This is a genomic window from Actinacidiphila acididurans (genome assembly GCF_016918855.1).
Lineage (GTDB): Bacteria > Actinomycetota > Actinomycetes > Streptomycetales > Streptomycetaceae > Actinacidiphila > Actinacidiphila acididurans.
Genome location: NZ_JADKYB010000016.1, coordinates 123,245 through 146,600, shown reverse-complemented (window position 1 = coordinate 146,600; position 23,356 = coordinate 123,245). Strand labels below are relative to the sequence as shown.

25 protein-coding genes are annotated in these 23,356 nt (G+C 73.1%); 6 read left to right on the top strand and 19 right to left on the bottom strand.

Features of this window, described 5'->3' with window-relative positions:
• Window positions 1-29: 29 nt before the first annotated feature.
• The gene (locus tag ITX44_RS27355; RefSeq protein WP_205360070.1) at window positions 30-1,526 is read right to left on the bottom strand and encodes a M6 family metallopeptidase; all 1,497 of its coding nucleotides are present in this window, start codon (window positions 1,524-1,526) and stop codon (window positions 30-32) included.
• A 326-nt stretch (window positions 1,527-1,852) separates the two neighbouring features.
• On the opposite strand from ITX44_RS27355, the gene ITX44_RS27350 reads away from it, so the two are divergent.
• Window positions 1,853-3,250, top strand: a complete 1,398-nt coding sequence (locus ITX44_RS27350; protein WP_205360069.1) for an NADP-dependent succinic semialdehyde dehydrogenase — start codon at window positions 1,853-1,855, stop codon at window positions 3,248-3,250.
• Between the two features lie 50 nt (window positions 3,251-3,300).
• On the opposite strand, the gene ITX44_RS27345 is transcribed toward ITX44_RS27350, so the two are convergent.
• On the bottom strand, window positions 3,301-3,879 hold the full coding sequence (locus tag ITX44_RS27345) for an ester cyclase (RefSeq protein WP_205360068.1): 579 nt from the start codon (window positions 3,877-3,879) through the stop codon (window positions 3,301-3,303).
• A gap of 11 nt (window positions 3,880-3,890) precedes the next feature.
• A complete protein-coding gene (locus tag ITX44_RS27340; protein WP_205360067.1) occupies window positions 3,891-4,688 on the bottom strand; it encodes a methyltransferase domain-containing protein in 798 nt (265 codons plus the stop codon).
• Window positions 4,689-4,951: 263 nt separating this feature from the next.
• On the opposite strand from ITX44_RS27340, the gene ITX44_RS27335 reads away from it, so the two are divergent.
• Both ITX44_RS27335 and ITX44_RS27330 read left to right on the top strand, forming a co-directional pair.
• Window positions 4,952-5,641: a response regulator transcription factor gene (locus ITX44_RS27335; RefSeq protein WP_205360066.1), complete on the top strand. Its 690-nt coding sequence runs from the start codon at window positions 4,952-4,954 to the stop codon at window positions 5,639-5,641.
• Between the two features lie 113 nt (window positions 5,642-5,754).
• A complete protein-coding gene (locus ITX44_RS27330; RefSeq protein WP_205360065.1) occupies window positions 5,755-6,204 on the top strand; it encodes a PNPOx family protein in 450 nt (149 codons plus the stop codon).
• Between the two features lie 87 nt (window positions 6,205-6,291).
• On the opposite strand, the gene ITX44_RS27325 is transcribed toward ITX44_RS27330, so the two are convergent.
• From ITX44_RS27325 to ITX44_RS27275, 11 genes are all read right to left on the bottom strand, one after another.
• Window positions 6,292-6,747, bottom strand: a complete 456-nt coding sequence (locus tag ITX44_RS27325) for an anthrone oxygenase family protein (RefSeq protein ID WP_205360064.1) — start codon at window positions 6,745-6,747, stop codon at window positions 6,292-6,294.
• A 36-nt stretch (window positions 6,748-6,783) separates the two neighbouring features.
• The gene (locus ITX44_RS27320; RefSeq protein WP_205360063.1) at window positions 6,784-7,989 is read right to left on the bottom strand and encodes an FAD-dependent oxidoreductase; all 1,206 of its coding nucleotides are present in this window, start codon (window positions 7,987-7,989) and stop codon (window positions 6,784-6,786) included.
• A 9-nt stretch (window positions 7,990-7,998) separates the two neighbouring features.
• Window positions 7,999-8,343 carry an antibiotic biosynthesis monooxygenase family protein gene (locus tag ITX44_RS27315; protein WP_205360062.1) on the bottom strand — a complete coding sequence of 115 codons (345 nt, stop codon included), beginning with the start codon at window positions 8,341-8,343 and terminating at the stop codon, window positions 7,999-8,001.
• Entirely contained in the window at window positions 8,340-8,804 is a 465-nt protein-coding gene (locus ITX44_RS42325) for an antibiotic biosynthesis monooxygenase family protein (protein ID WP_265934314.1), read from the bottom strand. Before ITX44_RS42325 ends, ITX44_RS27315 begins: the two co-directional genes overlap by 4 nt.
• 17 nt (window positions 8,805-8,821) lie before the next feature.
• Window positions 8,822-9,016: an acyl-CoA carboxylase epsilon subunit gene (locus tag ITX44_RS27305; RefSeq protein ID WP_205360060.1), complete on the bottom strand. Its 195-nt coding sequence runs from the start codon at window positions 9,014-9,016 to the stop codon at window positions 8,822-8,824.
• Window positions 9,004-9,324: a TcmI family type II polyketide cyclase gene (locus ITX44_RS27300; protein WP_205360059.1), complete on the bottom strand. Its 321-nt coding sequence runs from the start codon at window positions 9,322-9,324 to the stop codon at window positions 9,004-9,006. The genes ITX44_RS27305 and ITX44_RS27300 overlap by 13 nt, the downstream gene beginning before the upstream one ends.
• 40 nt (window positions 9,325-9,364) lie before the next feature.
• A complete protein-coding gene (locus ITX44_RS27295) occupies window positions 9,365-9,835 on the bottom strand; it encodes an SRPBCC family protein (RefSeq protein ID WP_205360128.1) in 471 nt (156 codons plus the stop codon).
• A 355-nt stretch (window positions 9,836-10,190) separates the two neighbouring features.
• On the bottom strand, window positions 10,191-11,477 hold the full coding sequence (locus ITX44_RS27290) for a ketosynthase chain-length factor (protein ID WP_205360058.1): 1,287 nt from the start codon (window positions 11,475-11,477) through the stop codon (window positions 10,191-10,193).
• Window positions 11,478-11,482: 5 nt separating this feature from the next.
• A complete protein-coding gene (locus ITX44_RS27285) occupies window positions 11,483-12,769 on the bottom strand; it encodes a beta-ketoacyl-[acyl-carrier-protein] synthase family protein (protein ID WP_205360057.1) in 1,287 nt (428 codons plus the stop codon).
• On the bottom strand, window positions 12,766-13,224 hold the full coding sequence (locus tag ITX44_RS27280) for a cupin domain-containing protein (RefSeq protein WP_205360056.1): 459 nt from the start codon (window positions 13,222-13,224) through the stop codon (window positions 12,766-12,768). Before ITX44_RS27280 ends, ITX44_RS27285 begins: the two co-directional genes overlap by 4 nt.
• A 76-nt stretch (window positions 13,225-13,300) precedes the next feature.
• Window positions 13,301-14,866 carry an acyl-CoA carboxylase subunit beta gene (locus ITX44_RS27275; protein ID WP_372441004.1) on the bottom strand — a complete coding sequence of 522 codons (1,566 nt, stop codon included), beginning with the start codon at window positions 14,864-14,866 and terminating at the stop codon, window positions 13,301-13,303.
• Window positions 14,867-15,073: 207 nt separating this feature from the next.
• Between ITX44_RS27275 and ITX44_RS27270 the strand changes: the two genes are divergently transcribed.
• Window positions 15,074-15,601, top strand: coding sequence for a cupin domain-containing protein (locus tag ITX44_RS27270; RefSeq protein ID WP_205360055.1), 528 nt, complete (start codon window positions 15,074-15,076; stop codon window positions 15,599-15,601).
• Window positions 15,598-16,398, top strand: coding sequence for an SDR family NAD(P)-dependent oxidoreductase (locus ITX44_RS27265; protein ID WP_205360054.1), 801 nt, complete (start codon window positions 15,598-15,600; stop codon window positions 16,396-16,398). The genes ITX44_RS27270 and ITX44_RS27265 overlap by 4 nt, the downstream gene beginning before the upstream one ends.
• On the opposite strand, the gene ITX44_RS27260 is transcribed toward ITX44_RS27265, so the two are convergent.
• The 4 genes from ITX44_RS27260 to ITX44_RS27245 all read right to left on the bottom strand — a co-directional run bounded on the left by ITX44_RS27260 (window position 16,301) and on the right by ITX44_RS27245 (window position 21,401).
• Window positions 16,301-17,128, bottom strand: coding sequence for a response regulator transcription factor (locus ITX44_RS27260; RefSeq protein ID WP_205360053.1), 828 nt, complete (start codon window positions 17,126-17,128; stop codon window positions 16,301-16,303). The genes ITX44_RS27265 and ITX44_RS27260 overlap by 98 nt on opposite strands.
• A gap of 165 nt (window positions 17,129-17,293) precedes the next feature.
• Window positions 17,294-18,346 carry a methyltransferase gene (locus ITX44_RS27255; RefSeq protein ID WP_205360052.1) on the bottom strand — a complete coding sequence of 351 codons (1,053 nt, stop codon included), beginning with the start codon at window positions 18,344-18,346 and terminating at the stop codon, window positions 17,294-17,296.
• A 66-nt stretch (window positions 18,347-18,412) separates the two neighbouring features.
• Window positions 18,413-19,198: an AfsR/SARP family transcriptional regulator gene (locus ITX44_RS27250; protein ID WP_205360051.1), complete on the bottom strand. Its 786-nt coding sequence runs from the start codon at window positions 19,196-19,198 to the stop codon at window positions 18,413-18,415.
• Window positions 19,199-19,673: 475 nt separating this feature from the next.
• Complete coding sequence (locus tag ITX44_RS27245) at window positions 19,674-21,401, bottom strand: MFS transporter (protein WP_205360050.1); 1,728 nt, start codon at window positions 21,399-21,401, stop codon at window positions 19,674-19,676.
• Between the two features lie 135 nt (window positions 21,402-21,536).
• On the opposite strand from ITX44_RS27245, the gene ITX44_RS41540 reads away from it, so the two are divergent.
• Window positions 21,537-22,022 carry a MarR family winged helix-turn-helix transcriptional regulator gene (locus ITX44_RS41540; protein WP_205360049.1) on the top strand — a complete coding sequence of 162 codons (486 nt, stop codon included), beginning with the start codon at window positions 21,537-21,539 and terminating at the stop codon, window positions 22,020-22,022.
• On the opposite strand, the gene ITX44_RS27235 is transcribed toward ITX44_RS41540, so the two are convergent.
• Entirely contained in the window at window positions 22,009-23,244 is a 1,236-nt protein-coding gene (locus ITX44_RS27235) for an acyltransferase family protein (protein ID WP_205360048.1), read from the bottom strand. The genes ITX44_RS41540 and ITX44_RS27235 overlap by 14 nt on opposite strands.
• Between the last annotated feature and the right edge of the window lie 112 nt (window positions 23,245-23,356).

Here is a 23,356-nt window from a genome sequence, read left to right as displayed (position 1 = left end):
TCAGGTCGTCGACGTCACGTGGGCCCGCGTCAGCTCACGTTGAGCGCCGTGTCGTCCACCACGAACGAGGTCTGCAGCTTGCTGCCCTCGGTTCCGGTGAACTTCACGGTCACGTTCTGGCCGGCGTAGGCGCTCAGGTCGAAGGACTTCTGCGCGTAGCCGGAGGCGGCGTTGACGTTGGAGTACGTCCCCAGGGTGCGCAGCACGGTGCCGGAGGAGTTCAGCACCTGCACGGTGAGGTTGTCGTACGCCGTGGAACCGGTCTCGGCGGTGTCGATGTGCAGCCAGAAGGAGAAGGTGGCCGCGCACCCGGCCGGGACGCTCACCGACTGCGAGAGGGTGTCGGTGGTCGCGGTGCCGTAGCCGTCCAGCCACGCCTTGTACGAGCCGCTGTGGGCCGCCTCGCCGGTGGAGTTGGTGATCACGCCGGAGGACGCGGACCAGGCGGTGTTGCCGGACTCGAAGCCGGGGTTGGCCAGCAGCTGGGCCGGGGTGCAGGTGCCGCCGCCGGGCGGGGTGGTGGGCGGGGTGGTGGTCGGCGGGGGAGTGGTGGTGGTGCCGTTGCCGGCCAGCCAGGCGGTCGCGTTCAGCGCCAGGGCCGCGTCCGTGCCGCCCGGGTCGTTCCAGCCGTCGTAGAGCGTGTTCCCGGACTGGCCGGTGCCGTCGTCCACCGGAGAGCTGTCGCCCCAGATCGCCACCCGGCCGCTGCCGAAGGTGCTGGTGGCGAAGAACGCGCCGGTGTTGCCGGAGTAACCCGTGCGGTACAGCAGGCCCTTGACCGCCGGGTTGTCCGCCGGCTTGAGGGTGAAGGTGGTGCCGTCGGCCATGATGCTGCCGGTCACGGTGCCGAACGGGCCGTGCAGCACCGGGTTGGAACTGTCGCTGATGGCCTTCGGGTTGTCGCTGCTGATGTCCAGCAGGTCCACGGAGAAGCCGAACGGGTCCGTGTTGTCGACGCCGTTGTTGGTCAGCAGGTCGTTGATCGCGCACGGCGAGTCGCAGCCGTCGTTGTTGCGGTCGCTGCCGTTGTGGTCCGAGATCAGGAACAGGCCGCCGCCGTTCTGCACGAACTTCATGATGGCGGTCTTCTCGGCGGCGCTGAACTTCACGTTCGGCTCGTCGATCACGAAGGTGTCGAAGTTGCTGAGGTCCTGTGCGGAGCTGCCGCCGTAGGTGATGGTGTTCCCGGACGGCAGGGTCTTCAGCGAGTAGCCGCCGGCCTTCTGCAGGGCCACGCCCCACGAGGACAGCGCGCCGGTCCAGTCCGTCTCCTTGCTGGGCGACGGGTTCTGGCCGAGCGGGTCCGGCTGGCTGGTGCTGATGATCCAGTCGGCGTTGCCGGCCGTCTCGGCCTTGGTGTTGTCGAACAGCACGCGGTGCGTCGTCGCGGCGGCCGGCGCCGCGGGGGCGGCCGGCGAGGCCTGCGCGCTGCCGGCCGCGATGCCGGCGGCGCCCAGCGCCAGCGCGCCGAAGACCGCGGTGGCGCCGACGAGGGCGCGGCCACGGACGGTACGGAGACCAAGCATCCGTCAACCTCCAGGTGGGGGGCGGTGGGTGGGGGAGCGAGAGGCAGTTCTGCGCGCGTAGATCCTGTCATGTATGTGCCATGACATGTATGTGCCAGACGTTACCGAAGAGTGAACGCTTGCGGACAGCCCGCGTCCAGAAGGTCTTGAGCCGGGCGGGTGCCGCCGTGCCCCGCCGCCGCGCCGTACCCCCGGACCTGGTCCGGCTCCGGGGCAGGATGAACGGCGCCCGCATGGACCGCCCCGGCAGGGGTACGCGCACAGCGCCGCCGGCTGCCCGGCCGTCCGGTCGTCCCGTCGCCCGGGGCCAGGAGGAGGAAGTCGCCATGCCCATCGCCACCGTGAACCCCGCGACCGGGGAGACCGTCCGGACCTTCGAGCCGCTGGACGACCGGAGCATCGAGGAATGCCTCGCGCGCGCGGAGAGCGCTTTCCGCAGCTACCGCGCCACCGACTTCGACTCCCGCGCCGCGCTGCTCGCCTCGGCCGCCGACCTGCTGGAGGCCGAGCAGGACCAGGTCGCCCGCATCATGACCACCGAGATGGGCAAGACCCTGTCCGCCGCCCGCGCCGAGGCCGCCAAGTGCGTCAAGGCCATGCGCTGGTACGCCGCCAACGCCGAGCACCTGCTCGCCGACGAGCACCCCGCAGCCGCCGACGTCGAGGACAGCGGCGCCCGGCACGCGTACGTCCGCTACCGCCCGCTCGGCGTGGTGCTGGCCGTCATGCCGTGGAACTTCCCGCTGTGGCAGGTGATCCGGTTCGCCGCGCCCGCCCTGATGGCCGGCAACACCGCCCTGCTCAAGCACGCCTCCAACGTCCCGCAGACCGCCCTCTACCTCGGCGATCTCTTCCGCCGGGCCGGCTTCCCGGCCGGCTGCTTCCAGACCCTGCTGGTCGGCTCCGGCGCCATCGAGAAGATCCTGCGCGACCCCCGGGTCGCCGCCGCCACCCTCACCGGCAGCGAGGGCGCCGGCCGCGCGGTCGCCGCGGTGGCCGGCGACGAGGTCAAGAAGACCGTGCTGGAACTCGGCGGCAGCGACCCCTTCGTGGTGATGCCCTCGGCCGCCGCCGAACTCGACCACGCCGTCGCCACCGCAGTCACCGCCCGCGTGCAGAACAACGGCCAGTCCTGCATCGCCGCCAAGCGCTTCATCGTCCACGAGGACGTCTACGACGACTTCGCCGCCCGCTTCAGCCGCGCCATGGCCGCGCTCGCGGTCGGCGATCCCGCCGACGCCGACACCGACGTGGGGCCGCTGTCCACCGAGCAGGGCCGCGCCGACCTGGAAGAACTCGTCGAGGACGCGCTCTCCCAGGGCGCCGTGGCGTTGTGCGGGGGCCGCCGCCCCGACGGGCTGCCGGGCGGCTGGTACTACGAGCCCACCGTCCTGGCCGGCGTCACCGACCGCATGCGCATCCACCGCGAGGAGGCGTTCGGCCCGGTCGCCACCCTCTACCGGGTGCCCGACCTCGACGCGGCGATCGCCCTGGCCAACGACACACCCTTCGGCCTGAGTTCCAACGTGTGGACCCGCGACGAGGACGAGCAGCGGCGCTTCGCGGGCGACCTGGCCGCCGGCGGGGTCTACTTCAACGGTATGACGGCCTCGCACCCCGCGATGCCGTTCGGCGGCGTCAAGCGCTCCGGCTACGGCCGCGAACTGTCCGGCCACGGCATCCGCGAGTTCTGCAACGTCACCACCGTCTGGTACGGCCGCTGACCGTCGCGCCGGACGCGGCGGCCGTACCCGGGCACTCCGGCCGCCCGCGCTCAGCCCGCCGGCCGGCCGTCGGCAGGCGCGGGCGCGAGCGCCGCGTTCCCGGTGAGCTGGGCCAGCAGCCCCGCGGTGTCGAAGACGTTCCAGTCCCGGACGACCTTGCCGTCCACGACCTCCCACACCACGATCCCGGTGGCCGTGATGGACCGTCCGGTCGCCGGCACCCCCCGGAAGGTCCCGGTGTGCCGCGCGGACGTGGTGTAGTGCGTCACCACGTGCGGCCCGTCGGTCAGCACCAGGTCCAGCGTCACCCGGACCCCGGAGAACGCCCGGTGCACCGCCGCCACGCTGTGCCGCGGCCCGTCCGGCCCGACCGTACGGCCGTTGAGCACGAAGTCCGGCGCGAAGACCTCCTCGGCGATAGCGGTGTCGCCGCCGGCCCACGCCCGCCCGAACCAGCGCTCGGCCAGCGCGCGGTGCCCGGCCGCCCGGTACGCGGCGCTACGGTCGGCCGCCGATTCCGCCGTCTGCTCCGACGCCTGTTCCCCCGCCTGTTTTGGGGCGCGTTCCCCGGTACGGTCCTGCGTCCGCTCCGAGGCGACGCGCGTGGTGTGTTCGGTCCTTTCCGCCATCAGGGCCCGCCCTACTTCACGCCGGTGACGACGACGAAGGTGCCGAACATCAGGAAGCGGCCCTCCTGGTCCCGGCGCTCGATCTCCGCGCCCCACGCCCTGGCCTGCCCGGCCGGCACCACGCCCTGCGCCTCGGCGGCCGTCGCCGCCCTGCTCATCAGGGTCAGCGCGTCGGCCGCGGCCAGCGAGGTGAGCACCACCGGCTGGAGCGTGATCGCCACGTCGCGCGCCCCCGCCCGTACGAAGAAGTCCCGCAGCCGGCGCGCCACCCACGGGTTCGGCACGTGGTCGCTCCACCAGGTCATGATCCGCCGGGTCAGCTCCCGGTCGTCCAGGTCCGGCGCCCACATCCCGTGGTCCGGGTCGGTGACCAGCACCTGCCCGCCCGGCTTGACCACCCGCAGCATCTCCGCGACGGCCGCCGCCGGGTCCGGCACGTGCTGGATCACCCGTTCGGAGCGCACCACGTCGAAGGTCGCGTCGTCGAACGGCAGCGCGTCCGCCTGCCCGAGCACGAACTCCACCGGCGCGGCGTCCGGGCCGGCCGGCCGCCCCCGCGCGATGAGCTGCTCGCTGGAGTCCAGGCCCACCACCCGGCCGGCCGGCCCCACCCGGGCGGCCAGTGCCCGTACGTCGTCGCCGGTGCCGCAGCCGACGTCCAGCACGTGAGCGCCCGGTTCGGCCCGGAGCAGGGAGTCGAGCTGCTGCTTGGCGGCGGCGAGCTCGGCGGCCGCCTGGTCGAGGAAGTTTTTGGCGGCGTCGGCGTCGCGCCAGATGTCGGCAGGCTTGAGCTGGGCGATTGCGTTCATCTCTCGGCTCCAGAGGTGTGATTGCGTCGACTCGTCCGACCCTTCGACGGTACGGAGCGCCGGCAAAGGGAGATAAAGGCGGGAGAAAGCACCACCGCCGGCCCCGCGACACGTGTCCCCGGCCGCCCGGCGCGCGTTGACACCGGGGGACGGCGGCCCCCTATGATTTGATAGTTCGCTACGTAAGGACTCATCGAGGGCGGCGGGACGGACCCGGGCGCCCGGCCGCCAGGGGTGCCCGCCGTCCGGGGGGAAGAGACACGATGCGCGCACAGGTCCCGCCCGCGGGCGACGAGCCGGGCCCGCCCGTCTCGATCCTGGTGGCGGGCGGCAGCTTCCTCAGCCGCGGCGCGCTGGTGTCGGCCCTGGACCGGGAACCCGGATTCACCGTGGCGGGCGACGCGGCACAGCCCGCCGACCTGCCGCTGCTGGTCGCCGAACACCGCCCCGAGGTCGCCGTCGTCCTCGGCGACCCCGACCCGCTGCCGCTGATCCGCGCGCTGGCGGGCGCCGCCCCCGCGCCCCGGGTGCTGGTGGTCTCGCCGTTCGCCCAGCGCATGCCCGGCGACCGGTCGCCGCGGCCGGCCGAGGCCGGCGCCGTCACGGGCCTGACCGTCAACCTCACCGACCGGTCCACCCTGGTGCCGGCCATCCGCCTGCTGCGGTCGGGCTACCAGGTGTGCCCGGTGCCGCCCGCCGCCGTCGGCGGCCTGCCCGGCACGATACGGCCCCCGCACGCCTGGGACCGCTTCGACAAGCTCACCGGCCGGGAGATCGAGGTGGTCCACCTGATGCTGCGCGGCTGGAGCAATGCGGAGATCGCCGAGGCACTGACCCTCAGCGGAGCCACCGTCAAGAGCCATGTGCACAGCCTGATGAGCAAGCTGGAGCTGCGCAGCCGCATCGACGTGATCACCACCGCGTACACCACGGGCTTCGTGCACCCGCACTGAACCGGCGGCCGCACCGACCCGGCGGCCAGGCCCGCACCGGAACCGCCCACCGGCCGCTCCCGGCCCGGAGACCGTCCCCGTACCGACCCGACAGAGAGCCGAGTGCCCACGCCATGTCCGCTGACACCCGCCCGCCGATCAGCGCGTCACTGCGCATCCGCAACAAGATCATGGAGACCTTCCAGCGGCTCGGCCTGCCGGTCGGGCCGATCCACCTGCTGAAGGTGCGCGGCCGGAAGTCCGGCAAGGAGTACAGCAACCCCGTCGCGCCGGTCGAGATCGCCGGCACCCAGTACGTGCTCCAGGCGTTTCCCGAGTCCGACTGGGTGAAGAACGTCCGGGCGGCCGGCGAGGGCGTCATGGTCCGCGGCCGCAAGCACTGGCACGTACGGCTGGAGGAGGTCCCGCTGTCGGAGCGCGGCCCCATCGTGCGCGAACTCCCCAAGCAGGTCCCCATGGGCGTCGGCATCTACGTCAAGAACGGCGTGGTCGAGGACGCCTCCCCGGAGGCCTTCGAGCGCGCGGCGCCCCGTATCCCGGTCTTCCGCGTCGTCCCCGACTGACCGACTGACCGACTGACCGGCCGGCCCACCGACCGACGGCCGTCCCGGGCGGACCGGACAGGTGCCGGCCGCCCGGGACGGACCCTCTCACGCCAGCGACATCCCGGTGATCGCGGCGGCGAAGGCGGCCAGCGCGATCCAGGTGCGGTGCCGGTTGGACCGCGCCCACCGGTCCCGGGACCGGGCCCAGCCCTGCGGCAGCCGGTCCGGCTCCCAGGTGTCGATGGAGCGGTTGAGCCGGACGTTGGACAGTTCCGAGACCAGCGCCACCCCGATCAGCCCGGCCTCGGCCACCGCGAAGGCGGCCCGGGCCGCGGCGCCGGGCGCGTACACCGTCAGCACCACGCCCGCGCCCAGCGCGACCTTGTTGACGGTGGGCATCAGCGGGTCGAACCGCGGGTCGAGCAGCCGGTGGACCTGGACGTAGCGCTCACCGGGCAGCGCGCCCAGCATCGGCACCACCGCGATCTCGACCGCGACCAGCACCCCCGCCAGGGCCCCGGTCAGCAACAGCAGCAGCCCCCCGAGGACATCGATCAGCATCGGACACCGCTCTCCCCGGAACTCCGCGCGCGGAGCTCAGTAGTCGAAGTTCATCATCAGCCGGTAGGTGCCCTTCTTGGCGAAGGTGCCGAAGAACGCCCACATGAAGGCGTCCCGCGCTTGGCAGGCGAGTGAGCCGCGCAGCTTGCCCAGCTCACCGATCCGGTACGCGCCGCGCACCATCGCGTCCACCCGCCGCCGGCGCACCTGTTCGTACGCCGCGATCGCGGCCGGAACCCCGGACCCGGCCCCCGCCTCGCCGGCCGGCGGCCCGGAAAGCAGCCCGGAGAGCACGACCCCGTCCTCGATGGCCTGCCCCGCGCCCTGGCTGAGGTTGAGCGTCATCGGATGGGCCGCGTCGCCGACCAGGACCACCCGGCCGTGTCCCCACGCCGGATCGCGGGCCGGCGGCCGGTCGCAGATGTCGATCGGCAGGATCGCCTCGTCCCGGGTCGCGGCCAGTACCCGCCGCACCGGCTCCGGCCAGTCGCGGTACGTCTCGCACAGCACCGCGCGCTTGTCCTTGCGGTACATGTCGAAGGCGGCACTGGCCCGGTCGGAGGTGATCGCGTCCCAGTACACCTCGCTCTCGCTCAGCCGGCAGTAGAGGAAGCGCAGGCCGCCGCGCCCCCACAGGTTGAAGAAGGTGCCGCTGGGCACCACGTCCTCGCCCGGCAGGTCGGCGATCGCCTGCCAGGCGGTGTAGCCCGCGTACCGGGGGGCCATGTCGTGGCCGTGCCGCAGGCTGCTGCGCACCGACGACCTGATCCCGTCGGCGCCGACCAGCACGTCGGCCCGCTCCCGCGACCCGTCCGCGAAGTGCACCGTCACCCCGTCCGCGTCCTGCTCGAACCCGGTGAACCGGGCGCCGAGCACCACCGCGTCGCCGGCCTCCTGGAGCAGCAGCTGGTTCAGGCTGGAGCGGCGCAGCGCCACCGCGGGCGCGCCGATCCGGCGGGACTCCGGGGCGATCGCCCACCGGGCCAGCCGCCGCCCGCGGTCCGAGCGGAACTCGTGGAAGTCGATCCGGGCGCTGACCTTGTCCACCGCGTCGTCCAGGCCGAGCCGGCGCAGCGCCACGAAGACGTTGTGCCAGAGCATGAACCCGCCGCCGGTCAGCAGCCGGCCGGGCTCGGTCCGGCGCTCGTACACCGTGACGTCGACCCCGGCCTGGCGCAGGCCGATCGCCGTGGTCAGCCCGCCGATCCCGGCGCCGATCACCACCGCTTTGCGCACCGGCACCGCGGCCTCCTACCGGCCGGGGACGGCGGTGCCGCCCCCGGCTCCGGACGCCGTGGAGTCCAGCGCGGCCCGCACCTCGTAGATGCTGCGCCGGAAGGTGTCGGCCCAGTACGGGTACATCGCCGCGGACTGGCGCATGTGCTCGGGGTCGTCCGCCCAGGCCCGGAAGAGCCGCTCGGACTCCCACTCGGCGATCAGCGAGTAGCGGGTGGCGTCCTCGCTGTCCCGCAGCAGCACGTCCCGCAGGTGGCCGGGGGTGCCTTGGACCTTGCTGGTGACGTCGAGGTACGCCCGCTCGAAGGCGTCGGCGTCCTCGGGCTTGATGGTGGCGGTCATCACGACGCGGATGCTCATGACGGGGCCGGGCCTTCCTGGGTCGGTACGGGAGTCGGTGCGGAAGTCGGTACGGGCACGGGTACGGGCTTCGGCGCGGGCACGGGTTCGGGTGTCGTCACAGGCTTCGGTACGGGGGAGGGGCCCGGGACCGGCGCTTGAGCCGGCGCCGGGGCCGGTACGGAAGCCGGCCCCGCGGCCGGCGCGGCGGGCGGAACCTGGGCCACCACCTCGTACAGGCTCTTGGCGGCCGACTCGCGCAGTTCCTCCAGCACGGCGGACAACGCCTCCCGGTCCCCGCTGTCCTGATAGCGCGTCAGGTCCTCCCGGCTCGCCCAGTCCGCGGTGATCGTGTAGCACAGCGGGGCGTTCGGGTCGCGCAGCATGGTCTGCGGTCCGGCCCCCGGATAGCGGCCGGCCACGACGGCCGCGGCCCGCCACGCCTGTTCGAAGTCGGCGGCGCGGCCCTCGCGGACCCGCATGTCGAGCACGGTACGGATCACAGCGGCCCCCAGCCGTCCTGGTCGTGTCCGGTGAACGCGCGCCAGGCCGGGTGCGGCCGGCGCTCCGGCCGGCGCTGGACCGGGCCCTGCGCCAGGGCCCGGTCCAGCGCCACGGTCAGCACCGTCAGCAGGGCCGCGGTGTCGCGGGCGTCGGGGGAGCCGTGCAGCACTTTCACCGTCATGCGTCCCATGAGTAGAACTCCTTCGCCATGGCGTCGGCCGGACCGCGCCAGGTGGCGGGGTCGTAGGCGGCGATGTGCGGCCGCAGCCGCTCGTTGACCTCGCGGAACAGCGGGTGGCCGCGCATCGCCTCGATGCGCTCGCCGAGCCCGCCCTCGGAACCGATGAGCTGGAAGTACAGGTCGTGGAAGCGGAACAGGCTGCGGTGCCTGACGCCGATCAGGTGGGGCAGCTCGGTGGCGTCCGACTCGGACCAGATCGTCGAGACCCGGTCGGAGTCCTCGGCGGCCATCCGGGCCACGATCAGGGTGTAGTGCACGGTCGCTCCTCGAAGTGCGGTGCGGCGACGGGGACTTCGGTCAGCGGGGCGCCCGGACCCGGGCGCGCTCCTGCACCCGCTCGCGGATCAGGGCCAGTTGCTGCGCCGAGTTGACGCCGATGTTCGCCGTCATCCAGTCCGTGTCCACCGGCGCCTGCGGCTTCATGGCGAACTCCTGCCGCCACAGCAGCTCGACGCCGCCGCCCGCCAGGTCCTGGTAGGTCCACTCGATGTTCATGAACGCGAACGGCCCGGTCTCCACCCGCCGGGCCCGTACGACACCGGTGGCGCGGTCGGCGGTCCGCTCGGAGACCCAGGACCACACCTTGCCGTTCTCGTCGGGGTGCATGGTCAGCCGGAAGGTCACCGTGTTCCCCTCGGTGCGCAGGATGTCGGCGGTGGCGTACTCGCTGAACAGGCCGGGCCAGGCCGCCACGTCGTTGGTCTGCTCCCACACCTCGGGGAAGGGCGCGTCGATCCGGATCGACTGCTCGGTGCGGCCCGCCGGCATCCGCCCGGCCGCGATCAGCCGCAGGTACACCGAACGCAGCAGCTCGGCCGGGGTGCTGCCGGGCGCGGCGTCGCCGTCGGGCTCCAGGCCGTACCGCAGTTCCACCGCGGACAGGATGCCCAGCACGCCCAGCGAGTCGACGGCCAGCGCCTCGAAGGGGGTGGCCAGGTCCAGCAGCGCGCCCTCGCCGATCCCGGCGCCGGCGGCGCTGTCGATCAGGGCGGTGTACTCGTCGAGGGTCAGGACGGTCGTCGTGGTCATGGTCGTATGCCTTTCTGATACGTCGCTGGTTCGTCGCGCGGTCTGCGGGTCGTGAGGGGTGCGGGTCGGTGCATGGGCCGGCCGTACGTACGGGTCAGGGGCGGTCGCCGGGCAGGGCGCGTACCACCACCGCCGCGTTGAAGCCCTCGTAGCCGCGGGCCAGGACGAGGGCGGTGCGGACCGGGGCCGGGCGGGTCTCGCGGACGACGTCGAGGTCGCAGCCCGGGGCGAGGACGGACAGGGCGGGGGTGCCGGGCAGCACGCTGTCACGGATGGCCAGCAGGGCCATGGCCACGTCCAGCGGCGCGCCGCCCGACTGGAGGCGGCCCACCAGGCACTTGGGCACGGTCACCGGCACGCCGTAGGGGCCGAAGACCGCGCTGATCGCCTCGGCCTCGGCCAGGTCGGCGGCGGGCAGGCCCAGGCCGTCGGCGAAGACCACGTCGATCGCGTCCGGGCTCACCCCGGCGTCGGCCATGGCCAGCCTGATCGCCCGGCGCAGGCCCGGCTCCCGGCGCGAGCCCGGCGGCGGGTCGAACGTGGCCGCGTATCCCGCGAGTTCGCCGTATCCGTGGCCGGCGCCGCGGGCCCGCCAGACGTCCTCGCGCTCCACCACGAAGATCGCCCCGCCCTCGCCGGGCACGTAGCCGGCCGCCTCCGCGTCGAACGGCCGGTACGCGCTCGCCGGGTCCGTGCCGCGGGACAGCTGCCCGGCCGAGACGTGGCAGGCCAGCGCGTACGGGCCGAGCGGCGCGTCGGTGCCGCCGCTGATCACCACCGACGCGTCGTCCACCAGCGCCCGGCGGGCCTGCCCGAGCGCGTCCAGCCCGCCGGCCTGCTCGCCGACCAGCACCCCGCAGGCGCCCTTCATCCCGTGCCGGATCGAGATCTGGCCGGTGGTGGCCGCGTAGAACCACGCGATCGACTGGTACGGGCCGACGAACCGGGGGCCCTTGCTCCACAGCTTCTGGATCTCGCGCTGCCCGAACTCGTTGCCGCCCGAGGAGGTGGCCGTGATCACCGACATGTCGTACGGGTCCAGCTCCGCCGGGTCCAACTCGGCGTCGGCCAGCGCGCGTTCGGCGGCGACCAGGCCGAGCTGGGTCCATCGGTCGGTCTGCACCGCGAGCCGGCTCTCGATCTGCTCCGGTCCGGCGACGTCCCGTACCTGGCCGGCCAGCCGTACCGGATAGCCGGAGTCGTCGAACCGGTCCAGCGGGCGGATCCCGCTCACGCCGGCCAGCGTCGCCGCCCAGAACCGCTCGGTGGTCGAGCCGTTGGGCGCGGTGACCGCCAGGCCGCTGAACACCGTACGGGACCGGCCGCCCGCCCCCGCCACCCCGGCGCCGGCCCGCGCCGCCGCCTTCGCCCCCGCCGCCATCGCCGTCACTCCCCGGCCAGCAGTCCGGGCCGGGCCAGCAGCATCGCCGACTGGAAGCCGCCGAACCCGCTGCCGACGCTCAGCACCACGTCGTTGACGTTCTTCCGGGCGGTGACCGGCACGTAGTCCAGGTCCAGCGCAGGGTCCGGGTGGTGGAGGTTGGCGGTGGGCGGCACCACGTCGTGCTCGACCGCCAGCGCGCAGGCGGCCACCTCCAGCGCGCCGATCGCCCCCAGCGAGTGCCCGATCATCGACTTGATCGAGCTGACCGGCACCCCGTACGCGGCCTGCCCCAGCGACTCCTTGATCGCGGCCGTCTCGTGCCGGTCGTTCTGCATGGTGCCCGAGCCGTGCGCGTTGACGTAACTGATCATGTCCGGGGTGATGCCGGCCCGCCGCATGGCGATCCGGATCGCCTCGGCCATGTCCAGCCCGTCGGGCTTCAGGCCGGTCATGTGGAAGGCGTTGCTGCGCTGGGCGAAGCCGACGATGTCGGCGTAGGCGTGCGCGCCCCGGCGGGCCGCGTGCCGCCTGCTCTCCAGCACCAGCACCGCCGCGCCCTCGCCGAGCACGAAGCCGTCCCGGTCCCGGTCGAAGGGGCGCGAGGCGCCGGCGGCGTTGTCGTTGTTGCGCGAGGTGGCGCCGATCGCGTCGAAACAGGCCACCGTGATCGGCGAGATGGGCGCGTCGGTCGCCCCGGCGATCACCACGTCCGCGGAGCCCTCGGAGATGAGCTGCACCCCGTGCGCCACCGCGTCCAGACCCGAGGTGCAGCCGGTGGACACCACGGTCGCCGGGCCCTCCGCCCCAGCCGTCCAGGCCAGTTCCACCGCCAGCGTGCTGGGCACCAGCGCCCGGTACAGGTGGCGCGAGGCCAGGCCCGGATCGACCTCCCAGGACGCGCCGGTGTCGCTGACCACCACGTACTCGTCCTCCAGCCGCATGGTGCAGCCCACCGCGCTGCCCACGCTGACCCCCACCCGCTCCGGCGGCACCAGGTCCGCCGCCAGGTCGGGGGTGAGCCCGGCGTCGGCCAGCGCCTCGCGGCCGGCCACGACCGCGAACTGCGCGCTGCGGTCCATCCGTTCGGTCTCCGCCTCGGTCAGGCCCGCGGCCCGCGGGTCGAAGTCGACCTCGGCCGCGATCCGGGACCGGAAGCCGGCCGGGTCGAACAGGGTGATGCCGCGGGTCGCCGTCCGGCCCGCGCTGAGCGTGTCCCAGTACGCGGCGCGGCCGACGCCGCCCGGGGCGACCACACCCACCCCGGTCACCACCGCCCCCCACCGGCTCATCGGCGCTCCCCGGCGGCGGCCACCGCGGACGGGGCGAGGTCGGGGTGCGGCAACGGCTCGGTGTCCACATGGCCCAGATCCGGCCGGGGCGCCAACGGGCCCAGGTGGTAGACGAGTTCGGCCGCCTCGGAGCCGTTGTTCTCCAGCCGGTGCCGCACGTCCACCGGGATCAGCAGCCCCTCCCGGGGGCCGAGTTCCAGCGGTTCGCCGTCCAGCCGGACCGTGATCCGCCCGGACAGCAGCAGTACGAACTCCTCCGAGTACGGGTGGTAGTGCTCGTTGACGAACTCGCCCGGCTCCAGCCGGGCCAGGCCCATGAAGCCGCTGGTCGCCCCGGCGTTGGCCGGCCCCAGCACGGTGCGCAGCGCCCCGCCGCGGTGCCGCAGCACGGAGACGTCCGCGGCGGCGACCTTGTGGATCTGCGGCCGGGCGCGGCCGGGAGTGTTGTCGTTCATGACGCGGTGAACTCCTCGTGGTCGTGGTCGTGGTCGTGTCGGTGGCGGGGGTACGACTGGTGGTGCGGGCGCCGGGTCACAACGGCGAGTTGCCGTGCTTGCGCTGCGGCAGCGCCGCCCGCTTGGAGCGGAGCATCTCCAGCCCGGCGTGGACCGCGGCCCTGGTGTCGCGCGGGTCGATCACGTCGTCCACCAGGCCGCGTTCGGCCCCGTAGTAGGGGTGGGTGAGGGAGCGCCGGTACTCCTCGACCAGCTCCCGGCGGGTGGCCTCGGGGTCGGCCGCCTGCTGGATGCGGCGCCGGTGGATCACCCCGGCCGCGGCCTCGGCGCCCATCACGGCCACCTCGTTGCCGGGCCAGGCGAAGGACAGGTCGGCGCCGATGGAGCGGGAGTCCATCACGATGTACGCGCCGCCGTACGCCTTGCGCAGCAGCACCTGGATCCGCGGCACGGTCGCCTCGCAGTACGCGTACAGCAGCTTGGCGCCGTTGCGGATGATGCCGCCGCGCTCCTGGTCGACACCGGGCAGGAAGCCCGGCACGTCCACCAGGGTCAGCAGCGGGATGTTGAAGCTGTCGCAGAACCGGATGAACCTGGCCGCCTTCTGCGAGGCGTCGATGTCCAGCACCCCGGCCAGCGTCATCGGCTGGTTGGCGACCACGCCCACCGCGTGGCCGCCGATCCGGGCCAGCCCCACCACCACGTTGGCCGCCCACAGCGCCTGGAGCTCCAGGAACTCCCCGTGGTCGACGATCTCCGTGACCACCCGCCGCACGTCGTAGGGCAGGTGCGGGGCGGCCGGCACGATGTCCAGCAGCGCGTCGCAGGACCGGTCCACCGGGTCGTCGCACGTGCCCTGCGGCGGGAACTCCCGGTTGTTGGCGGGCAGATACGACAGCAGGTGGCGCAGTGTGTCGAAGGCGTCGTCCTCGTCGTCGTGCACGAAGGTCGCCTGGCCCGAGCGGGCGTGGACGTCGGCGCCGCCCAGCCCCTCGATGTCCACGTCCTCGCCGGTGACGGCCTTGATCACGTCCGGCCCGGTGATGTACATGCTGGCCGACTTGCGGACGAACAGCACGAAGTCGGTGAGCGCGGGGGAGTAGGCGGCGCCGCCCGCGCACGGCCCGAGCATCACGCTGATCTGCGGGATCACCCCGGAGGAGCGGACATTGCGGCGGAAGATCCCGCCGTAGCCGGCGAGCGCCGTCACCCCTTCCTGGATGCGCGCCCCGGCCCCGTCGTTGAGCCCGATCAGCGGAACGCCCGCGCTGTCGGCGAGGTCCATCACCTTGTGGATCTTCGCCGCGTGGGCCTCGCCCAGCGACCCGCCGAAGATGCCGAAGTCGTGGGCGTACACGAAGACCCGGCGGCCCTCGATCAGCCCCCAGCCGGTGATCACGCCGTCGGTGTACGGGCGGTCGGCCGCCATCCCGAAGTCCGTGGCCCGGTGCCGGCGCAGCATCTCCAGCTCGGTGAAGGTCCCCGGGTCCAGCAGCCGCGCCACCCGTTCCCGCGCGGTCAGCTTGCCCAGCTTGTGCTGCCGGGCGGCCGCCCGCTTGTCCAGGTCCGCCACCGCCTGCTGCCGGACGACCGCAAGTTCCGCCGTACGGTCACGCAGTCCCCGGTCCGCCACGTCGTTCACGCTCCCCCTCACGTCCTGCTTCCGAGTGGTTCCGTACCGAAGTCTGGGCGGCCCCGGAAAAGCGCCGATCAGGCCGGAGAAAAAGCCCGGATAAATGCCGCGGGAGACCGGACCGGGGTCCCGCGTTACCGATTCTTATGCGCCGCTGCAATGGCGGCTTTATCGGCGGACGCGATCCTGGGGGCAACCGAATCCGAGGAGTGGGACATGACGGTGACCCGAGGTCAGGTCGTTGCCCTGGACGGGGTGAAGCCCATCAGATGGGCCGGCGAGACCGGCCGGTGGCTGCTGCGCGGCGAACAGACCGGCGGCCTGTACTCCTTTTTCGAGGTGACCACGCCGCCCGGCGGCGGACCGCCGCTCCATATTCACCACGACATCGACGAATCCTTCTACGTCATCGACGGGGAATACGAAATCGAGCTGGACGGGGAGAAACACAAAGCGCCGCCGGGCACCCTCGTCTACGGCCCGCGCGGCCTCGGCCACGCCTTCGTCAACACCTGGCACCGGCCCAGCCGCATGCTGTGCGTCGCCACGCCCGGCGGGGTGGAGGACTGGTTCGAGGAACTGGGCCAGCTCCTGGACGGGCAGGGCCCGCCGCAGTGGGAGGCCATGCAGGCGCTGGCCGCCAAGCACCGCATCACCGGATTCCGGCCGCAGGGCGGCCCCCCTGGAGCAGGTCCCGGCGCAGGTCCCGGAGCGCGTCCCGGCGGTCGCCCGGCGGGGGCGTGACGGTGGCGCGCGGCGGGCCGTACCCCTACCGCAGCGCCCTGGTCACCGGCGCCTCCAGCGGCATCGGCGCCGAGTTCGCCGAGCACCTGGCCCGGCTCGGCACCGACCTGACCCTGGTGGCCCGCCGGGAGACCCGGCTCAAGCACCTGGCCGACCGGCTCACCGAGCGGTACGGCGTCGGGGTGGACGTGCTCGCCCTCGACCTGGCCGATGACCTGGACCTGCGCCGAGCCGCCGAACGCCTCGGCGACCGGCTGCGCCCGGTGGACCTGCTGGTCAACTGCGCCGGCTACGCCTCGGCCCGGCGCTTCGACGACCTGCCGCTGGACCGCGAGATGCACCAGATCGGCGTCAACGTACTGGCGCCGGTGGTGCTCAGCCACACGGCACTGCGGGCGATGCGCGAGCGGGGACACGGCGGCATCGTCCAGGTCTCCTCCATCGTCGCCGCGCTGCCGATGCCCAAGTCCGCGGTCTACGGCGCCACCAAGGCCTTCCTCGGCTCCTTCGGGGAGAGCCTGCACATGGAGGCCCGCGGCAGCGGGGTGCACGTGACGACCGTACGGACCGGGCTGGTGCGCACCGAATTCCACCGGGCGGCCGGACTGGACACCGCGGGCCTGCCCAAGCTGGCCTGGCTGGAGCCGCACCAGGTGGTGGCGCCCGCGCTGCGGGCGGTGGCGCGCGGCCGGCCGTTCGTCACCCCGGGGGCGATGAACCGCGCGCAGCCCTTCCTGCTGGGGCTGCTGCCCCGGCCCCTGCTGCAGGCCCTGGTCCGGCGCATCTACCGGGTGTGACCCGCGCGCCGGCACCGGATCCGGCCTCGGCTTCCTCCCCCCGGTGATCCCCGCCGCCTGCGCCGCTTCCTTCCTTCCCCCGCGGGGCGGCGGGGATCATCAACCGCACCTCGTGGGCGAAGATGATCAGGCAGAGCCGGTTGCGCAGGCCCAGCTTCCGCATCAGGCGCTGCACATGGGACCGTACGGTGTTGCTGCTGACCCACAGCAGCGCCGCGATCTCCGCGTTGGTCCGGCCGGCGCCGACGAGTTCGAGCACTTCCAGCTCCCGCGGGGACAGCCGGTCAAGTGTCTCCCGCGGGTGCCGGCCGCCCTCCCGGCCGAAGAGCCGGCGGCCCGCCGGCAACGGCTGTCCGTCCAGCACCTGTTCGGGCACCACCGTGCAGTGGCGGGCGACCAGCGCGGCACAGTCGGCCAGCTCCCGGTCGGGGGCCGAGCTGAACACGATGCCGCCGGCGCCGAGCCACAGGACGCTCAGCAGGCCCTCGAACGGCTCGTCCACCACCAGCAGTACGGGCTGCCGCACGCCGGCGGCCCGCGCGGCGATCCGGCGGGCGTCCTTGATGCCGGGCCGGTCCGCGGTCACCAGCAGCAGGTCGGCCGCCCGCCGCCGCCCGCCGTCCGCGGGCAGCACCGCGAACTCCCCGATGGCGCCCACCCGTTCCTCCAGCGCCCGGCGCGCGGCCTCGTGCGGGCCCATGACCTGTACGGACAGCACTGTCTCCCCCATGTGTCGTCGTCCCCGCCGTGTCCCCGCCGTGGTCCGCGGCGGTGCGCGCGCTCCTGCGATGTCCCGCACGTGCCCCGCGTGTGCTGTACGTGTCCGGCACGTGGTCGATCCCGGGGCGGGCCTGCCCTGCGGCCCGGCCGCCCCGGGTCCTTGTGACCGGCCCGCTCAGTCCGGCCTGCGGCCGACGACCGCGGTGGCGTGCGCGGGGAGGGCGAAGACCTCTTCCACCCGCAGGCCGGCCTCCTCCATCCAGGAGCGGCACTCGGCGGGGGTGTACTCGTTGCCCGCGGGGGACTGGACCATCATGATCATGCTGAGCACGAGGTTGTCCATGACGCGGCGCTCGTCGTCGAGCATCGGGTCGTAGACCACGACCGCGCCGCCGGGCGGGATCCGGCGGGCGGCCTGGGCGATCAGGGAGCGCCGGGTCGCCACCGGCAGGTCGTGCAGCACATTGCCGAAGACCAGCACGTCCGCCTCGGGCAGCGGGTCGGTGTTGAAGTCGCCGCCGTGGAAGGCGAGCCGGCCGGCCGTGCCGCGCTCGCGGGCCAGCTCTTCCAGGAACGGCCCCATCACCGGCCGGTCGAAGACGCCCCCGCTCAGGTGCGGGTGGGCCAGCAGCACGGTGGCGGCCAGATTGCCGCGGGCCCCGCCGACGTCCACGAACGACGTGTGGCGCGACCAGTCGTAGCGCCGCGCCAGCTCCGGGCCGATCGCCCCGTTGAGGCTGTCCATCGCGGACAGGAAGAGCCGCAGCCGGTGCGGGTCGCGGAAGACCTCGTCGAAGGGGACGGTGCCGGCGTCGTGGCCGTGCGGCCGGCCCGTGCGCAGCATGGCGGTCATGCCGTCCCAGCCCGTCCCCATGAACCGGGTGGTCATGGCGAGGAAGCCGCCGACGAAGCCGGGCCGGTCCGGCACCAGGTGCTGCTCGGCGACCGGGCTGTTGCGGTACGTCTGCCCGTCCCGCGCCAGCAGGCCCAGCGCGGTCAGCGCGTCCAGGAAGTCCCGCACGCCGCGCTCGTGCAGCCCCAGCCGGGCGGTGAGCTCCTCGGCGGTGCCCGGTTCCTTGCCCAGCTCCTCGAACAGGCCCAGCTCGACAGCGCTCATCAGCACATGGCCGCGGACGAACGACCAGCCGATCAGCAGCAGGTCGTAGGCGTCGGCGATGGCTGCGGGCGGGCGGGCCGCGGTCGCCGTGCGGTGGTCAGCGGTGGTCATCTCGTAGGTTCTCCATCGTTCTCCGTGGTTCTCCCTCGGGGTGGACCGGGGTCGGGCAGTTGCGGGTCACGCGGTCCACATGCGGACGTTCGCCAGGGCGGCCGGATCGGAGTCGAGGACCACCTGGTGGACCAGGCGCAGGTCCTCGCCGGGCTCGATGCCGAGCTCGTCGATGAGGCATTCCCGGGTGCTGCGGTAGACCTGGAGTGCGTCCCCGCTGCGGCCGGACAGGAAGAGCCCGATCATCAGCAGGGCGTGCAGGCGCTCGTTGAACGGATAGCGGGCGACCAGCTCGCGCAGCCGGGCGATCGCCTCGCCCCGGCTGCCGGCCAGCCGCACCTCCAGGGATATGCGGCCCTCCTCGACCGCCATCCACGACTCCTCCAGCCGCGACGTCACGCTCCGTATCAAGGTGCCCTCGCGCAGGTCGACCAGTGGCGTGCTGCGCCACAGGCCCGCGGCCGCCCGGTAGTGGAAAAGCGCCGTCTCGAAGTCCTGCCGCTCGTGGGCGGCGCGGGCGGTCTCCCGGTGCCGGTCGAATTCGATGACGTCCAGCATTCCGTCCTCGATGGCCAGGCAATAGCCGGGCGGTTCGCCGGCCAGGGTCGGGCCGCCCGGGGTGCCGCCGCTCTGCAGCATCTTGCGCAGTTGTGAAATGTAGACGCGCAATGCCTGGAGAGCGGTCCGCGGCGGACCCTCGGGCCACAGCTCGTCGATGAGTGATTCGACGGGCAGGACGGTGTGATGGTGCAGCAGGAGGGCGGCCAGCAGCACGCGCTGCTTATGCGCCTGCGGGGTCAGAATGCGCCCTCCGTCGTGCACTTGGAGCTGTCCCAGCAATTTGAACCGCACCGGCTACGACCCCCCTCGTCGCGGGTCGCAGGCCGCCGGTGCGCGCGGCGTGCAGATATCTGCCATCACGTCGAACAATTCTCCGGGGCGGCCGGCCTCGCGGACCGCGGCGCCGCCGGTGGAACACCCGGCGGCCGAACGCGATTCCTGCTGGCCTGGTTCTCCGGGTCCGGTCCCGACTTTTTCAGTGGTTTTTCTTTCCACCACTTCCCCCTAGCCGCAGGCCAAGAGGCATCAAGCACGCATCACACAGAGAAAGTCATACTTATGACCTCACCTTGCGCCGCACAATGCCATGGAACTCAAAACTACCAGGATGGCGGCTTGCGTAATATCAATCCCCGGGATGAATTCCCCGGCGACGCGGCCCGGCGGGGTCGCCGTCCGGCTATGGGCCCGGCACGCCGCCCTCCGCGACCCGTGCGACAGGTCCACCGGTGACGGAACGTCACGGACGCCGGGCCGCGGGAACCGTCTAGTGCGCCGCGCCCGCCTGCAGGCCGCGCCGCAGCGGCAGCAGGAAGACCAGCACGAACACCAGCGCCAGCACCGCGACCTCGTAGAAGAGGCCGGTGCGCATGGAGTCGGAGAAGTGCTGCTGCCTGGTCGAGTTGAGGGTGTCGCCGACCGCCTTGACCGCCGCGGGGCTGCCGGTCTGCTTGGCCTGCGTCATCAGCGCCTGGCAACTGGGCTGGAGCTTGGCCGGGTCGTTCGCCGACGCCTGGTCGGAGAAGCAGGTCACCATGGAGAGCTCCAGGGTCTGCGCTGCCGCCGCCGGCACCGACGCCCGGGCCAGTTCCTGCCGGAATTCCGGTACGGAGTGCCGGGCGGCCGCCGTCGCGTTCCCGCTCAGCAGGCCGAAGAAGATGGCGCCCAGCACGGCGACCCCCACCGCGTTGCCCGCCTGCCCCACGGTGGTCTGCACCCCGGCGGCCGACCCCGCGCTCGGGCCGCCGGCCTCGGCCAGCACCACGTCGTTCACGGTGGTGACGATCATGCCCAGGCCCAGGCCGATCAGCAGCCCCGCGGGCGCCAGCGTCCACAGCGACAGGTCGTGCGGGTGGGCGTGCAGCGTGAACATCAGCGTCGCCATGCCGCCGGCCATCACCGCCGCGCCGATCTGGAGCACCCGCTTGCCGAGCCGGGGCAGCAGCGGGATGGCGATGCCCGACGCCATGCCGGTGCCGAGCGCGATCGGCAGGAAGGCCGCGCCGGTGCGCAGCGGCGACCACGCGTACCCGGCCTGGAGTGTCACGGCCAGCACCAGGAAGAAGGCGGAGACCCCGGCGAAGCAGACGAACTCCACCAGCAGGCCGGTGCCGAAGGCCCCGCCGCGGAACAGGCTCAGGTCCACCACCGGCGAGCCGCCGCGCCGCTCCAGCCCGCGCTGGTGCAGCCAGAACAGGAACAGCACCGGCACCGACAGGCCCAGCAGGGTCCAGATCCACCAGGCCCAGTGCGCGTCCCGGCCCTGCACCAACGGGAAGATCACCAGCGCCACCGCCGCGGTGCCCAGCGCCGTGCCCCACAGGTCCAGCCGCGGCCGCTGCTCCGACTTCCACTCGGTCACCAGCATGCTCGCGCCGATCGCGGCCACCAGCCCGATCGGGATGTTGATCAGGAACACCGAGCGCCAGTCGGTGCCGAACAGGTTGTAGTGGATCAGCACGCCGCCGATCAGCGGCCCGGCGATGCCGGCCAGGCCGGTGGTGCCGCCCAGCGCGCCGAAGGCGGCCGCCCGGTGTTTGCCGGTGAAGGTGACGTGGATGATCGACAGCACCTGCGGGAACATCAGCGCGGCGGCCAGCCCCTGGAGCAGCCGGAACAGCACGATCTGGGTGCCGTTGGCGGCCACCGCGCACAGCACCGAGGCGCCGGAGAACAGCAGCACGCCCCAGACGAACATCCGGCGGCAGCCGAAGATGTCCCCCAGCCGGCCGCCGGCCACCAGCCCGGCGGCGAAGGTGAGCTGATAGCCGGCCAGGATCCACTGCACCTGCGCGTAGCTGGCCTGCAGGGAACTCTGGATCTCGGGGGACGCCACCGTCACCACGGTGACGTCCAGCAGTTCCATGAAGGCGGCGAGCAGGATCACCGCGAGGCCGAGCCAGGCCCGCCGGGTCGGGGCCTGGGCGTCGGCCACGGGCGCGGCCGGTTCTACCGCGCCGCCGAGGCCGGTGTCGCTCATGCTGGCGTCACTCATACGAGGCTCCAATGTTTCACATGTACTTCGCACCCTAACGAACTATTTCTATCCCCACGAGCCGTCCACGCCTGGCAGGATCGCGCCACGGGATACCCTTTTGAGTGACGAGCGCCGAGCGGAGGTCATGGGTCAGTGGTGCGCAGGCAGGAGCAGAGCCCGGTCGGGCGACCGGCGTCGCGGGAGGCCGGACCGACCTGGCTGCACCAGAGCATCGCGCCCAAGCTGCGGCTGGCCGCCAAGGAGAGCCGCACCTTCTTCGAGGCCGAACTCGGCAGGTCCGGGGCGACCTTCGCGACCTGGACGATGCTGGCCACCCTCAAGCTGGAGGGCCCGATGATCCAGCGGGCCCTGGCGCGGTACCTGAACATCGAGGGCCCGACCCTGTCGCGGCACCTGGAGACCATGGAGCGGCGCGGCCTGGTGGTGCGCACCCGTGACGGCGCCGACCGCAGGGCCGCCACGGTGGCGCTGACCCCGGCCGGCGAGGAGATGTACGCCGAGATCGAGGCGGTCGCGCTCAAGAGCCAGCAGCGGATGCTGGCGGGCCTGAGCGACGAGGAGGTCGAGCAGCTCGGCGGGCTGCTCGACCGGATCCTCAGAAACGTTACTTCCGGCTGACCGCCGGATCCGGCGGCGACCACGCCCACCCGGCTCGCGGGCCCGAGCCGAACCGGCGCCGCAGCCGCCGTTCCAGCGGGTGCTCCACGAAGCGGTAGCAGAAGGCCGACACGCCCAGGGTGATCGCCAGCGCGGCCACCGCGTACCCCAGGTGGCCCAGGCCCGGCCGGACCGGATCGGTGAAGAAGTCCGCCACCTGCCGGCCGGGGCTGGCCGCGAGCGCCATCGGCAGCAGCACCGTGAACTGGAACAGGTAGAAGGCGTACGACCACTGGCCCAGCCGCACCAGCGGCCGGCTGCGCAGGAACGACCGGCCGCCGGCCAGGTCCCGCCGGGCCAGCGCCGCGATCAGCAGCGCGAAGAACGGCGTCAGCGCCACGTCCGAGGCGTCGAACAGCACCGCGCCGCGGAAGGCGCAGCCGCGCAGCAGCCACAGCGCCGTCACCGGCACCAGCAGGGCCGCGACCGCCACCCGTACCGACGGCAGCCGCAGGCCGCGCCGGACCGCGACCGCCGTCGCCATTCCGATCAGGAACTGCGGCAGGCGGGCGAGCGGGGAGTAGACGCAGAACACCGCCGGACCGTAACCGTCCAGGCTGGTCACGTGCCGCACCGGCGGATACGCCAGCCACAGCCCGATCCGCACGCCCCACAGCGCGGCCACCGCCGTGCCCGCGAGCACCGCCAGCCGGGCCGCGGAGGCGCCGGCCAGCCGCCGCATCAGGCCGGGGAACAGGCCGTAGAAGAACGCCTCGCAGGACAGTGACCAGGTCACCGGGCTCGCCCCGAGCAGGATCCAGCCCGGCACCCAGGCCTGCACCAGCAGCACCGCGGAGGCCGAGATCAGCAGCAGATGCGGCACCGCCGGACCGCCCTTGGAGGTCGCCGCGAAGACGGTGGGCAGTGCCACCGCCACTGCCAGCAGCGGCCACACGCGGGCGAAGCGGCGCCCGTAGAAGGCGCCCGCGCCGTGGTCCGGCGACCAGTTCCAGGCCAGCACGAACCCGGACAGCACGAAGAACAGCGACACCCCGGACTCGCCGAGCGAGAACAGCCCGCGGGTGTGCGGCAGCGGAAGGAGGATGTCGACGTGGGAGAGGAAGACCCCGAAGGTGGCGAACCAGCGCAGCCCGGTCAGCGACTCCAGCCGCGCGGCCCCGCCCCGTTCCGCCGCGCTCCGCCGCTGTCCGGATCCGGCGTCCCGGACCGGTGATTGCCTCATACGCACCTGCCTCACGCGAGAACGTCCGAGGGCGGCCCACGACGTGGGCCACTGTGAGCAGGCCCATCCCAGCCCAGGGCGGTGAAGCAGCCGTCAAGCGGCCGAAAAACAC